14 protein-coding genes are annotated in these 13,451 nt (G+C 73.3%); 5 read left to right on the top strand and 9 right to left on the bottom strand.

The annotated features are described in order from the left end of the window. Nucleotides 1–261: 261 nt before the first annotated feature. Complete coding sequence (locus ACWDNY_RS29590; RefSeq protein ID WP_451648889.1) at nt 262–741, top strand: hypothetical protein; 480 nt, start codon at nt 262–264, stop codon at nt 739–741. A gap of 297 nt (nt 742–1,038) precedes the next feature. Here ACWDNY_RS29590 and ACWDNY_RS29585 read toward each other — a convergent pair whose 3' ends face one another. The 7 genes from ACWDNY_RS29585 to ACWDNY_RS29555 form a co-directional block, all read right to left on the bottom strand. Then, a complete protein-coding gene (locus ACWDNY_RS29585) occupies nt 1,039–1,512 on the bottom strand; it encodes a hypothetical protein (protein WP_451648888.1) in 474 nt (157 codons plus the stop codon). A 362-nt stretch (nt 1,513–1,874) separates the two neighbouring features. Next, entirely contained in the window at nt 1,875–2,558 is a 684-nt protein-coding gene (ung, locus tag ACWDNY_RS29580; protein ID WP_451648887.1) for a uracil-DNA glycosylase, read from the bottom strand. A gap of 91 nt (nt 2,559–2,649) precedes the next feature. Then, a complete protein-coding gene (locus tag ACWDNY_RS29575) occupies nt 2,650–4,227 on the bottom strand; it encodes an ABC transporter substrate-binding protein (RefSeq protein ID WP_451648886.1) in 1,578 nt (525 codons plus the stop codon). Between the two features lie 217 nt (nt 4,228–4,444). After that, the gene (locus tag ACWDNY_RS29570; protein ID WP_451648885.1) at nt 4,445–5,203 is read right to left on the bottom strand and encodes an SDR family oxidoreductase; all 759 of its coding nucleotides are present in this window, start codon (nt 5,201–5,203) and stop codon (nt 4,445–4,447) included. Between the two features lie 19 nt (nt 5,204–5,222). After that, entirely contained in the window at nt 5,223–5,984 is a 762-nt protein-coding gene (gene fabG / locus ACWDNY_RS29565; protein WP_451648884.1) for a 3-oxoacyl-ACP reductase FabG, read from the bottom strand. 160 nt (nt 5,985–6,144) lie between these two features. Continuing rightward, nucleotides 6,145–6,561 (bottom strand): DUF3037 domain-containing protein, encoded by a 417-nt coding sequence (locus ACWDNY_RS29560; protein WP_451648890.1) that lies wholly within the window; start codon nt 6,559–6,561, stop codon nt 6,145–6,147. A gap of 62 nt (nt 6,562–6,623) precedes the next feature. Next, complete coding sequence (locus ACWDNY_RS29555; RefSeq protein WP_451648883.1) at nt 6,624–7,388, bottom strand: HipA family kinase; 765 nt, start codon at nt 7,386–7,388, stop codon at nt 6,624–6,626. A gap of 165 nt (nt 7,389–7,553) precedes the next feature. Between ACWDNY_RS29555 and ACWDNY_RS29550 the strand changes: the two genes are divergently transcribed. Together ACWDNY_RS29550 and ACWDNY_RS29545 are read left to right on the top strand one after the other, a co-directional pair. Beyond that, complete coding sequence (locus tag ACWDNY_RS29550; RefSeq protein ID WP_451648882.1) at nt 7,554–8,012, top strand: Rieske (2Fe-2S) protein; 459 nt, start codon at nt 7,554–7,556, stop codon at nt 8,010–8,012. Nucleotides 8,013–8,190: 178 nt separating this feature from the next. Continuing rightward, complete coding sequence (locus tag ACWDNY_RS29545) at nt 8,191–8,652, top strand: pyridoxamine 5'-phosphate oxidase family protein (RefSeq protein WP_451648881.1); 462 nt, start codon at nt 8,191–8,193, stop codon at nt 8,650–8,652. Nucleotides 8,653–8,830: 178 nt separating this feature from the next. On the opposite strand, the gene ACWDNY_RS29540 is transcribed toward ACWDNY_RS29545, so the two are convergent. Next, nucleotides 8,831–9,733, bottom strand: coding sequence for a LysR substrate-binding domain-containing protein (locus tag ACWDNY_RS29540; RefSeq protein WP_451648880.1), 903 nt, complete (start codon nt 9,731–9,733; stop codon nt 8,831–8,833). Nucleotides 9,734–9,808: 75 nt separating this feature from the next. Here ACWDNY_RS29540 and ACWDNY_RS29535 point away from each other — a divergent pair, with 75 nt between their 5' ends. Beyond that, nucleotides 9,809–10,909, top strand: coding sequence for a DMT family transporter (locus tag ACWDNY_RS29535; RefSeq protein ID WP_451648879.1), 1,101 nt, complete (start codon nt 9,809–9,811; stop codon nt 10,907–10,909). Between the two features lie 408 nt (nt 10,910–11,317). On the opposite strand, the gene ACWDNY_RS29530 is transcribed toward ACWDNY_RS29535, so the two are convergent. Continuing rightward, nucleotides 11,318–12,649, bottom strand: coding sequence for an aminotransferase class I/II-fold pyridoxal phosphate-dependent enzyme (locus tag ACWDNY_RS29530; protein WP_451648878.1), 1,332 nt, complete (start codon nt 12,647–12,649; stop codon nt 11,318–11,320). A gap of 34 nt (nt 12,650–12,683) precedes the next feature. Between ACWDNY_RS29530 and ACWDNY_RS29525 the strand changes: the two genes are divergently transcribed. Next, the gene (locus ACWDNY_RS29525; protein WP_451648877.1) at nt 12,684–13,367 is read left to right on the top strand and encodes a pyridoxamine 5'-phosphate oxidase family protein; all 684 of its coding nucleotides are present in this window, start codon (nt 12,684–12,686) and stop codon (nt 13,365–13,367) included. Nucleotides 13,368–13,451 lie beyond the last annotated feature (84 nt).

Here is a 13,451-nt window from a genome sequence, read left to right as displayed (position 1 = left end):
GATCCTCGAACCCCTGGGCACGGCACCGGCGTTCCTGGGTGACACGGCCTCCGGCCGACCCCGGGCACGGGGCGCGGGCCGCCGCCACGGCTGCGGTCGCCCCGAGGCCTCGTCCGCACGAGGCGAGCGGCCGACTCCCGTGACCACGGCGTCAGCGGCACGGCCCGCTTCCCCTCCCAACGGGCACACCTGTCACCCGTGCGAGGGCTTCCCCGCCCGTCCACCGGGCCGCCGCCGCCCCGAACCAGCAGAGTGTGCCGCGTGCATCGAACGACGACCACCGCTACGCTCCTGGTCACCGCGGCCGTCTCGGCCCTCACCGGCTGCGTCGAAGTCCACCGCCCGCCCGCCGCCGGTCCCCCGGCCGCACATGCCCGGACCGCCGGGCCACGCCCCGACGGCAGTGCCCTGCCGCGCGACGTGCAGGCCTCGGCCCAGGAGGCACTGGAGCGCGTCGGGCCGCGCCGCACCCCGGAGAAGACCACACACCCCCGCCCCACGGCGGCCCGCGATGAGGCCCGGAACCGCCACGGGCAGTCGTCGGCGCAGTCCTCCACCCGGCCACGGCCGCAACCGGCGCCCCGTCCGCCGCGGCGGGCACGGCCACCGCGCACCGACGTCCCGGCCGCTCCCCCGGCGGCGCCGAAGAACCTGGACGTGTGCGCCCTCGGCCGGCACTACGGCCACTGGCCGGCCGACAGCCCCCAGGCGAGGATCTGCCGGCAGGCGTACGGCCGGTGATCGGCGGGGCCCACGGCCGGTCACCGGGGACGGGTGACCGCCGGGCACCGGGCACTGGCCGGTCATCGGGCAGGCGTAGGGCCGGTGATCAGGAACCTCCCGCGGCCGGTCACCGGACACCACCCACGGTCGGTCGCCGGGCAGCAGGCATACGGCCACCGCCCCGCGGGCGGGCGGCCCCGCTGCCGCCGGCAGGGGTCCTCCCTTCGCGGGCGAGCCGGCGGGCGGGCAGGCGACGCCCGCCGGTCCGTACGACAGACCCACGCCCCGCGCGCCGGAGTCACCGGCCGGCCCGGGTCAGTCCCCGAGTCTCAGCCCCAGCCGGTGGATCGCCGCCCGCACCCCGTCGCCGTACTCGTCGTCACCGAGGGCTTCCGCCGCGCCGCGGGCGCGGCGGAGATGCGTGCGGGCGGCCTCCGAGCGGCCGAGCTTCACGTAGTCGGCGGCAAGGTTGAGGTGGAGGGACGGATACAGTGCCCGGGCCGCGAGCGTTCCCTGGTGCTCGGCGAGCCGGTCGTCCGTGAGCTCCTTGGCGGCCGACAGCGCTCTGAGGTCCCAGGCCAGTTCCTCCGCGGGGTCGTCCTGGGTGTCGGCCATGTAGTGGGCCAGCGTGCAGCGGTGCAGCGGGTCGCCGGTCTCACCGATCTCCGCCCACAGCTCCAGGAACCGGTCCCGGGCCTCCTCGCGGTCCCCTGCGTGATGCAGCATGACGCCCTGCCCGATCCGCGTCATGACGGCTTCCGGCGCCGCCTGTTCCTGTCGCTCCACCACCACGTCCTCCAGCCCTGGCCCCGGCCCGACTCCCCCTGACGCTAGCCTCCCGCACCGCGGATCCCGGTCAGGCGGCCCCGTGCGCACCGGCCGTACCGTCGCGGGCCCCGGGTTTCCGCCGGGCAGCGACCACGTGGGGGGCCGGGGCCGCGCACCGTCCGCAGCCCGCGCACCGGCCGGCATCCCGGCCGGCTCGCACAGACCTCACCCGACTGCCGGGCCGGCGCGGCACCGGGCACCGGCCGGCCCCCGCAATCCGATCCGGCCGGATCGCCGGCCCGGCCCCCGCAGTCCGAGCCGACCGATCACCAGCCCGCCCCGCCGCACCCCGGCGGACCGGGGACGGCAGATGCTCCCCCGCGTCAGCCCAGGTTCGGGATCGTCCAGTCGATCGGCTCGTGTCCCTGCTGCGCCACCGCCGCGTTGATCTGGGTGAACGGACGGGAGCCGAAGAACTTCCTGGCCGACAGCGGGGAGGGGTGCGCCCCCTTGACCACCGTGTGCCGGGTCTCGTCGATCAGCGGCAGCTTCTTCTGCGCGTAGTTGCCCCAGAGCACGAACACCGCCGGGTCGGGCCGGCCGGCGACGGCCCGTATCACCGCGTCGGTGAACTTCTCCCAGCCGCGTCCCTTGTGCGAGTTGGCCTCACCGCCGCGCACCGTGAGCACCGCGTTGAGCAGGAGCACGCCCTGCCGGGCCCACGGCATGAGGTAGCCGTTGTCCGGGACGGGCGTGCCCAGTTCCTCGTGCATCTCCTTGTAGATGTTGCGCAGCGACGGGGGGATCCGCACACCCGGGCGGACCGAGAAGCACAGACCGTGGCCCTGCCCCTCGCCGTGGTAGGGATCCTGCCCGAGGATCATCACCTTGACCTGGTCGTACGGCGTGGCGTCCAGCGCCGCGAAGACCTCCTCGCGCGGCGGGTAGACGGGACCCCTCGCCCGCTCCTCCTCGACGAACTCGGTCAGCTCCTTGAAGTAGGGCTGCTGCAGCTCGTCACCCAGAACCCCGCGCCAGGACTCGGGCAGCATGGCGATGTCGGTCACGTAAACGTCCTTACGATGTGCGGTCGTCTTCCAGGCCTCAGAACCTACCGGCGACCACTGACATTGATACTCGTACGCGGGTTCCGGCGGTCTACCAGCTGGTCTTCCGGGACAGTTCCCACATCATCATGATCGTCGACGGGTCGAGCGCGCGCTCACCGCCGGAGATGTCCTCGCTGGCGGCCACGTACTGCTTGCCCTGCCACAGCGGCAGCAGCCGCGCGTCGTTCACCAGGACCTGCTGCGCCTCCTCGAACTCCTTCACCACGCTGGCGCGGTCGCTCGCGCCGCGCGACTTGGGCAGCAGGTCCTTGGTGATCTCGGGCACCGGGTAGGGCGTGCCGAGCGCGTTCTGCTCGCCGACGAACGGCGCGATGAAGTTGTCGGGGTCGGGGAAGTCCGGGAACCAGCCGCGTCCGAACACCGGGTACTCGCCCTTCTGGTAGCCCGTGACGTACGTCTTCCAGGGACGGCTCTTCAGGGTGATCGTGAACAGTCCCGACTCCTCGAGCTGGCTCTTCAGCACCTGGAACTGCCTGGCGGTCTCCGAGCCGTAGCGGTCGGTGGTGTACCAGAGGGTGAGCGGGACCGGCTTGGTGATGCCGGCCTTGGTGAGGATCTTCCGGGCCTTGTCGGTGCTGGGGTCACCGAAGTCGTCGAAGAAGCCGGTGGTGTGCCCGGTCAGCCCCTTGGGGACCATGGAGTACAGCGGGTCGACGGTGTCCTTGTAGACCTCGTGCGCGATCGCCGCCCGGTCGACGACCTGGGCGACGGCCTTGCGGACGGCGGTCTTGCCCGCCCAGGAGTCCTTGGGGTTGAAGACCAGGTAGCTGATGTCGGTGCCGGCGCCCTCGACCAGCTCGAGGTCGGTGGAGTCGTGGCGCTGCAGGTCGATGATGTCGTCGGCGGCCAGGCCGCGGTAGGTGACGTCGATCTGCCGGTCCTTGAGCGCCTTGACCATGGCGGACGATTCCTGGAAGTAGCGGATGGTCACCGCATCGTTTCTGCGGTGGGCGAAGCCCTTGTACCGGTCGTTCTTGACCAGTTCGGCCCTCTTGCCGTCCTGATACGACCGCAGGACGTACGGACCCGATCCGACGACCTTGTTGTCCTTGCGCAGGGACCGGGCGGGGTAGTCGTCGGGGTCGACGATCGACATGGCGGGGGTGGCGAGCACGAACGGGAAGGTGGCGTCCGGCTTGTTGAGGTGGAAGACGATCTCCCGGTCGCCGATCGCCTGCACCCGTTCCAGACTGCCGAGCAGTCCCGCCGGGCCGCCGGGGAGGTTGATGGTCCTGATGCGGTCGATGGAGTGCTTGACCGCCTGCGCGTCCAGCGCGTCCCCGTCGGCGAACGTCATGCCCGACCGCAGCTCGCAGCGGTAAGTGGTGTTGGTGGTGTCGGTGAACTTGCAGCTCTCGGCCGCGTCCGGCTGGGGCGTGGTCGCGCCGTTCGGGTAGGCGAGCAGCGTCTGGTAGATGTTGCGGAACAGCTCCCAGGAGCCGTCCCAGGAGGCGGCCGGGTCCAGCGTGCTGGGGGCACTCGTGGTGCCCACGGCGATCGGCCCTTGCGCCGCGGCGTCGTCGTCGGAGAAGACGCCGCATCCGGCCACCAGGGATATGGAGGCGATCACCACCGCCGGCCGAAGACACTTGTTCCGCTTGAACACGCGCACGCTCCTCGATCCGCCATACCAAGGGTCGGCAGACCATACCGCAGCGTGACGTTCGCTCAACCCTTTCGGACAAGGCTTGATCGGCGCGTTATTGACTACGTTGTCATCCGCCTCCGCGCGGGCGTCCGGAGCTGACACGGGCGCCGTTTCCGTCAAGGGAGGGGCTGCCAGGAACCCCTCCCCGGAACGGATACGACGCCCGCGCGTTCGTTCAGCTCACTCCGGCGTTCAGGAAGATGCCGCCGTCGACGACGAGCGTCTGACCGGTGACCCAGTCGGACTGCTCCGAGGTGAGGAAGGCGGCCGCGCCGCCGATGTCGGAGGGCACGCCGAGCCGGCCCAGCGGGTAGGCCGCCGCCGCCTCCTCCTCCCGGCCCTCGTACAGGGCCTGGGCGAACTTGGTCTTCACCACGGCCGGGGCTATCGCGTTCACCCGCACGCCGGGCGCGAACTCGTGCGCCAGCTGCTGGGTCAGGTTGATCATCGCCGCCTTGCTGACGCCGTAGGCGCCGATGAAGGGCGAGGGGGCGAGACCCGCGACGGAGGCGATGTTGACGATGGCGCCGCCGTTGTCCTTCTGCCAGGCGTGCCAGGTGCGCTGGGCGAAGCCGAGCGCGGAGACGACGTTGGTCTCGAAGACCTTGCGCGCCACGTCGAGGTCGAGGTCGGCTATCGGCCCGAACACCGGGTTGGTCCCGGCGTTGTTGACGAGGTAGTCGACGCGGCCGAAGGCCTCCATCACGCGCTCGACGGTCTCGGCCTGGTGGGCCTCGTCGTGGGCCTTGCCCGCGACGCCGATGACCCGGTCGGCGCCGAGTTTCTCGACGGCCTCCTTCAGGGCCTCCTCGTTGCGGCCGGTGATGCAGACCCGGTCGCCGCGGGCCACCAGGGCCTCGGCGACGCCGTAGCCGATGCCGCGGCTCGCGCCGGTGACGAGAGCGACCTTGCCGGAGAGTTCCACGGAAGTCATGTCCTTCTTTTCCCCGGCCCTAGTTGAGCGGTCCGCCGGCGACGTACAGCACCTGGCCGGAGACAAAGCCGGCCGCCTCGCCCGTGAAGAAGGCGACCGCGTTGGCGATGTCCTCCGGCTCGCCGACGCGCTGCACCGGGATCTGGGTGGCGGCGGCGGCCTTGAAGTCCTCGAAGCCCATGCCGACGCGCTCCGCGGTGGCCTTGGTCATCTCGGTGGCGATGAAGCCGGGCGCGACGGAGTTGGCGGTGATGCCGAACTTGCCGAGCTCCTTGGCGAGGGTCTTGGTGAAGCCCTGCAGACCCGCCTTGGCGGCCGAGTAGTTGACCTGGCCGCGGTTGCCGAGGGCGGAGGACGAGGAGAGGTTGACGATGCGGCCGAAGCCGGCGTCCACCATGTGCTTCTGGCAGGCCTTGGTCATCAGGAACGAGCCGCGCAGGTGCACGTTCATGACGGTGTCCCAGTCGGAGACGCTCATCTTGAACAGCAGGTTGTCGCGGAGCACGCCCGCGTTGTTGACCAGGATCGTCGGCGCGCCGAGTTCCTCGGCGATCCGCGCCACGGCCGCCTCGACCTGTGCCTCGTCCGAGACGTCGGCGCCGACCGCGATGGCCCTGCCGCCGGCCGCGGTGATCTTCTCCACGGTGTCCTTGCAGGCGGCCTCGTCGAGGTCGATCACGGCGACCGCGCGGCCCTCGGCGGCCAGTCGTACGGCGGTGGCGGCACCGATGCCGCGCGCGGCACCGGTGACGACGGCTACCCGCTGCTCAGTGGTGGACATTGCTGCTTCTCCTCGCCCTTGGAAAGCCTGGAACACCTTCGGAACTCTGCGGCTCCCACGGTACGCCCGTCAGGTGAGCGACCGCTTAGTACCTTCAGTAGACGTGACGCTAGAAGCCCTGGCACCCGGTGTCAACGGCGCACCGGGTGCATGTGATCCATTACCTCACCAGGAGGTCCAGCAACCGCTGTGTCTCCGCGGCCGGGTCGGCGGTCAGCCCGGTGTGCACGGGCCCCGGCTGGACGATCGCGGAGCGGGGCGCGATCAGCCAGCGGAAACGGCGTCCGGGGTCGTCCAGGCCGGCCCGGCCGGCGGCCGGTCCCCCGGCGCACACGCCCTCGACGGCCCGCAGCGCGGCCCGCACCCCCGCCACGTCCGCCGCAGGGTCGAGAGCCAGCAACCGGTCCTCGTCCAGGTGCGTGCGGGCGCCGACGTAACCCCGGGCACGGCAGTAGACGAGCACGCCGGCGTTGATGCGCTCACCGCGCTCGACGCGCGGCACCACCCGCAGCAGGGCGTACTCGAAGACCTCGCGATCGCCCCGCGGACCGCCCCTGATGATGTGGCGGTCGGTCACGACGCCTCCCGCGATGATGCGGCTGTCGCCGCCGCGGCCCGTGCCACCGGTGCTCCGGTCGCTCATGCCGCCCCCTCGATGCCCTGGATGCGGTCGTGCACGACGGCGGCCCGTGCGAGCAGCGGCCGCGCGTAGGCCCGCCGCAGGTCGTCGGGGGTGTCGAAGCCCGGTTCGCCGGTGATCCAGGCGTCGGGGATCTCCGCGGTCACCTCCGCGAGCAGGTCGTCGGTGACCAGTGGCGCGAGCCGGGCGGCGGCCGCGGCGACGTCCGGTGCGAACGGCGCGAGGACGTGCTCCGAGGCGTCGTACGGCCGGGCGGCCGAGGCCTCGGCGCCGGGCCAGTTGTGGTGCCAGATCATGGTGGCGCCGTGGTCGATGAGCCACAGCTCACCCTGCCATCTGAGCAGGTTGGGGTTGCGCCAGGAGCGGTCCACGTTGTTCACCAGCGCGTCGAACCAGACGATCCGCCCGGCCTCCTCGGAGTCCACCGGGAAGGCGAGCGGGTCGAAGCCGAGCGCGCCGGAGAGGAAGTCCATGCCGAGGTTGGTGCCGCCGCTGGACCTGAGCAGCTCCTGCACCTCCGGGTCGGGTTCGCCGAGCCCCAGCACCGGGTCGAGGCGGACCGTCACCAGCCGCGGCACCCGCAGGCCCAGCCGCCGGGCCAGTTCGCCGCAGACCACCTCGGCGACCAGCGTCTTGCGGCCCTGGCCGGCACCGGTGAACTTGACGACGTACGTCCCGAAGTCGTCGGCCTCGACGAGCCCCGGCAGCGAGCCGCCCTCACGCAGGGGCGTGATGTAGCGGGTGGCGATGACTTCCTTCAGCATCGCCCCAGGCTACTGGGACGTTCACCCGCCACGGACGCGGCCCGGCCACCGCCTCCCGGGCCCGGCGGACCCCGCAGGGGCCGGCATCCCGGCCGTCTGAACGCCGGGCGTCCGGCGGCCGTACCCCAGTGCGGATCGAGGGAACTCGCGGAAGGGAACGCCAGCATGACCAGCGAATCGTTTCAGCCCCTGGAGGGACCGGCCCGCCGTACCGTCGTGGCGGCGGTGGGCGCGGCGGGGCTCGCCGTCGCGCTGACCGCGTGCGGATCCGACGACAAGGCGTCCGGCGCCTCGAACGCCGAAGGGAAGGACCGGGCCGGCAGCGGTGGTTCGGCCGGCGCGGTGCTCGCCAGGACGGCCGACATCCCGGAGGGCGGCGGCAAGGTCTTCGGCGACCACGGGGTGGTCGTCACCCAGCCGGCGAAGGGGGAGTTCAAGGCGTTCTCGTCCCGGTGCACCCACCAGGGCTGCGCGGTGAACAAGATCGCGAACGGCGTGATCGGCTGTCCCTGCCACAACAGCGAGTTCTCCGCCGTCGACGGCAGCGTGAAGAAGGGCCCGGCGACGCAGCCGCTGCCCGCGAAGGACATCACCGTCTCGGGGGACCAGATCATGCTGGCCTGACCTGCGCGGGCGTCCGCCCGGCCGGGCGGACGCCGCCGGACACGGCGACCGGGTGGACGCCGCCCCAACGGCGGACGGCGTCGGCCGGAGCGGGCGGGCACGCGGCCGGGCCGACACCGACCGCCGCCATGCCGGAGGATGGCTGCCCGGAGACGACATGAGGGAAAGAGGGGGCCGCATGACCGCGACTCAGCGCCGGGGCCGGAAGATCATGATGACACCCGGCGAACTGGACGAGTTCCTCACCGCACAGCGCACCTGCCGGGTCGCCACGGTGTCGCCCGACGGGGCCCCGCACGTGAGTGCCCTGTGGTTCGCCTGGGACGGGGTCTCGCTGTGGCTGTACTCCGTGGTGCGCAGCAGGCGCTGGACCGAGCTGCGCCGCGATCCCCGGGTCGCGATCGTGGTCGACACGGGTGAGGAGTACGACCAGCTGCGCGGCGTCGAACTGTCCGGCACGGCGGAGTTCGTGGGTGAGATCCCGCGGACCGGCGAGCTGCGGGCCGAACTCGACGTGCCCGAGACACTGTTCGCCCGCAAGTACTTCGACCTGGACGAGCTGCCGCACGACGGCCGGCACGCCTGGGTCAGACTGACGCCCGAGAAGACCGTCTCCTGGGACTTCCGCAAGCTGGGTTAGCCGGCGCGACCGCTCCCGCGGTGACCCGCCGCCACGGGGCCCGGCGACCCGGAGCGCCGCCCGGTGCCGGGCGACCGTCCGCCCGGCAGACCGGTCGCCCCCGAAAGCGGCCGTGGGGTCCCTCGGCGATCGCCAGGCGCCCGGGGAGGCGGTCGTCAGGCGGCCGGGACATGGGTCGTCAGGCGGCCGTCTCCCCGGCCGCCCGCAGGGCGTCGACGGCGGCGCGGATCGAGGGCCGGCGGTCGGCGTCCGCCCGCCACACGGCGTAGACGTGCCGCCGGACCGCCTGCCGCACGGGGACGGTCCGCACGCCGGCGGGCAGCGGTCCGCGCCCGAGACGCGGAGCCACGCAGACACCGTGGCCGGCGGCGACCAGCGCGAGCTGCGTGGCGTGCTCCTCGGCACGGTGGGCGATCCGCGGCTCCACGCCCTTCGAGCGCAGGGTGTCCAGCAGCCACTCGTGGCAGAAATCGTCCTCACGCCACGTGATCCAGTCGTCGTCGGCGAAGTCCTCCAGATCGACCTCGGTGCGGTCCGCGAGCCGGTGGGCGGCGGACAGGGCCACGTCCGCGGCGTCGTCGAGAAGGGGGGCGCGGACGAGCCCGTCGGGCACGGGCAGCGGCTTGTTGTACCAGTCGAGGACGACCGCCAGGTCCACGTCAGCGCGCAGCACGGCGCGCACCGCCGTCACCGCCTCCGTCTCCACGCTGGTGACCCGCAGACCGGGGTGCTCCGCGCGCAGCCGTGCCAGCGCGGTGGGGAAGAGGCCGCGCGCGGCCGTGGGGAATGCGCCCAGCCGCAGTTCGCCGACCACCTGACCGCGCTGTGCCTCGAGGTCGGACTGGGCCAGCGCCACCTGCGACAGGATGCGCGCCGCGTGCTCGGCGAGCAGCCGTCCCGCGTCGGTGAGCCGCACCCCCCGGCCGTTCCGGGTGAGGAGCTGCTGGCCCACCTCCCGCTCCAGCTTCGTCATCTGCTGCGAGACGGCCGACGTCGTGACGTGCAGGCCCTCGGCCGCGCCGCTGACCGAGCCGTGCCGGGCGAGGGCGTCCAGGGTGCGCAGGCGCTCCAGGTTCAACATGTAAGGGATGCTACGCGGTACCGGGCGCGAATTCTCGATTGTGCTAAGAGGTCGCCGGAGGGCATGGTGGGCACCATGACGACCGTGACCGCCGCGTCCCAGCAGAACTTCCCGCCGCCCGCCGGACCCGCCCGCCGCCAGGCGCACTGGCGCGTCCGCTTCGCCTTCCTCTCCCTGGTCTGGGGTTTCAGCTTCCTGTTCATCAAGGTCGGCACGCAGAGCTACGCGCCGTTCCAGGTCACGCTCGGGAGGCTGGTGTTCGGCACGGCGGTGCTCGCGGTGGTCATGGCGGTGAAGCGGGAGCGTCTGCCACGCGGTGTACGGACGTGGGCTCATCTGGCGGTCGCGGGCTTCTTCCTCAACGCGCTGCCGTTCTCGCTCTTCGCGTACTCGGAACTGACGATCCCGTCGACGCTCGCCGGGATCTGCAACGCGACCTCGCCGCTGTGGGGCATGGGCCTGTCGCTCGTGGCCCTCTCGGAGGACCGCCCGACCCGGGTGCGGGTCGCGGGTCTCGGGCTGGGCTTCCTCGGGGTGCTCACGGTCCTGGGTGCCTGGCAGGGCTTCGCGGGGCTGGACGCCACCGGCACGGCGATGGCCCTGCTGGCCTCGCTGAGCTACCCGGTCGGCTGGATCTACGTCCGCCGCACCCTGGCGGGCTCCTCCGCGTCGCACCTGTCCCTGACCGGCGGGCAGCTGCTGCTGGCCACGCTCCAACTGGCGGTCGTCACCCCGGTGTTCACAGACCTCCCCGGCCGGCTGTCCGTCCTGCCGCTGCTCGCGATCGCCGCTCTGGGCGCCCTCGGCACGGGTCTGGCGATGCTCGTCCAGTACGGCCTGGTCGCCGAGGTCGGTCCGACGACGGCCCAGATGGTCACGTACTTCGTTCCGGTCATCGCCACGGCCGCGGGCGTCGCGCTCCTCGACGAGAACCTGACCTGGTCGACTCCGGTCGGAGCAGTGATCGTATTGGCCGGCGCGGCCCTGACCCAGGCCGGTCCGAAGCGCCGGGCCGGGACCACCGCGACCAGGCCCGCGAGCGCCGCGCCGGGAGCGGCGTCCGCGGACGGGGCCGGGCCGGGCACGGCCGCCTGCGAGGCGGCCGCGGCACCGGCTCCCGCCCTCCCCGCGGACGACGCCCCGCCGGCGCGCTCCGAGCCGGCGGCCACGGCCTAACGGGCGGCGGAGCCCGGCAGCCGGGCGCGCCGAGAAAGGCGCCGCCGCACCGGCCGGGCGGACGCCGGTCCCGGCCCCGCCGCCAGGCGCCGCGCGCACGTCGGCCGCGCAGGGCACGGGCACGCCGCCGGTGCCGTGCGTGCCGGGCCTCGGGCCTCGGGCCTCGTACCGGATGTACTCGGGGCAGGGCCCGGCACGGCGAGAGCGCGTGCACGGCGTCGCGGGGCAGACGGGAGTTCGACGACGGGGCCTGGTCCCGCAATCCCCGGCGGGCGCACGACGACAGCGACGGCACCTCGCCGCGTTGTCGGATCGCCCGAATACGCCCGGTACGCGAACGACCCTCCGCCGTGCGACGCACCGCATCCGACGCCGCGCGCCGATCCACCGCGGATCACGGGACAGCCCTCAGGCGTAGCTCCTGGCCGGCGCCGGCCACAGGGCCGCGGCCACCGCGTCGGCCAGACGGCCGGTCTCCTCCTCGGCGAGGGTCGAGACGGTGATGCGGATGCCGGGGGGCGCGCTCCTGCGGAAGCGGGCTCCCGGGGCGACGGCCCAGCCGGCGTGCAGCAGCCGGGCCACCACGCCGGTCTCGTCCGGCACCGGCACCCACACGTTCAGCCCGCTGCACCCGTGGGCGACGACCCCGCGCCGGGCCAGCGCGCCGATCAGCAGGTCGCGCCGCGCCCCGTACGCGGCCGCCACAGCGCGCGGGTCCAGGCCGCCGTCCTCCCACAGCCGTACCACGGCCCGCTGCACCAGCCGGCTCACCCAGCCGGGACCGAGCCGCTGCCGGCCGCGGACCCGGTCGACCGTGACGGTGTCCCCGGTGAGCACGGCCAGACGCAGATCGGGTCCGTAGGCCTTGGCGACCGAGCGCACCAGGGCCCAGTGCCGGGTCGCACCGGCGAGGGCGTGCAGGGGCAGGTCGACGATTCCGTGGCCGTGGTCGTCCTCGATCAGCAGGGTCTCCGGGTGCGCCCGGAGGACGCTGCGCAGGGCCCGCGCACGTGGCGCGCTCACCGCGGCGCCGGTCGGGTTCTGGGCCCGGGCCGTGACGATCAGAGCCCGGGCGCCGTCCTCCAGGACGCGCCGCACGTCGTCGGGCAACGGCCCCTCGTCGTCGACGCCCACCGGAGCCGTGCGCAGCCCGAGCGCGGGCACGAGGTCGAGCACGTTCCCCCACCCCGGGTCCTCGACGGCGACCGTGTCCCCGGGCCTCAGGTGGGCGGCGAGGACGCGTTCCACGCCGTCCAGCGCTCCGGACAGCACGGCGAGCGGCCCGTCGGGGACCCCGTCGGCGTCCAGCCGGTGCCGGGCGACGCGTTCCAGCTCGGGCTCGACGGCGACGTCCCCGTAGAGCACCGGCGCCCGGTCGCCCTGCGCGGCGGCCGCCGCGAACGCCGGCGCCAGGGGCGGCAGCAGCGCAGGGTCCGGGTTGCCGTTCGCCACGTCCCGCACGCCCTCGGGAACGTCCACGCGGATGTGGTCCCGTCCGGTCGTCGCGGGCGCGGGCCGCACCCTGCTCCCGCGCCGTCCGGCGGTCTCGATGACCCCCCGGTCGCGCAGGACGCGGTACGCGGCCGCGACGGTGTTGGGATTGACGCCGAGTTCGGCGGCCAACTCCCGCATGGGTGGCAGCGGTTGCCCGGGAGACAGCTCGCCGGCCCCCACCGCGCGCTCGACGCTCGCCGCGATGTCCGCTGCGCGCCTGCCCTTGATCCGATATTCTCCTAGCACAAACAACATTATGCACTAGTGCAATGGAGGCGCCATGCAGGGGACCCCACAGCCGACGTCGGAACCCACCGCCTACACCCCGACCGACCGCACCGTTCCCACCCGCTCGGCGCAACGGGCGTCCTACGACAGGGAACTGGTGCACGCGATACTCGACGAGGGCTACGTCTGCCATCTCGGCTTCGTGCGCGACGGCGCCCCGGTGGTGCTGCCCACGCTGTACGGCCGGGTCGGCGAGCGGCTCTACGTGCACGGTTCGACGGGGTCGCGCCCACTGCGGATGACCGGTCAGGCCGACCCCGGCCTCGCGGTCTGCCTGACGGTCACCCATGTCGACGGCCTGGTGCTGGCCCGGTCCGCCTTCCATCACTCGATCAACTACCGCTCCGTGGTGGTGCACGGCATCGCGCACCAGGTCACCGACCCCGACGAGCGCCGGACGGCTCTCGACGCGCTCGTCGACCATGTGGTGCCCGGGCGGTCGGCCGACTCCCGGCCCGCCAGCACCAAGGAGCTGGCCGCGACGGCGGTGATCCGCCTCGATCTGGAGGAGGTGTCCGCGAAGGTCCGCACCGGTGGTGTGAACGACGAGCCCGAGGACCTCGCCCTCCCCCACTGGGCCGGCGTGATCCCGGTCGGCCGGCGGTACGGCACTCCGCTCGCCGACACCGCCCTCGCGCCCGGCACCGAACTGCCGGGGTACCTGACGGCCCTGTGACGTCGGCCTCGCCGCCGGGGCCCTGGCCGGAACCCGCCGGGGCGGCGGGGACAGCACCGGCCGGCCCCGGCGGCCGCCCGGGGT

This window comes from Streptomyces sp. NPDC003697 (assembly GCF_053587115.1).
Note: the sequence above shows the minus strand (reverse complement) of the source record. Positions and strands in the feature narration are given on the sequence as shown.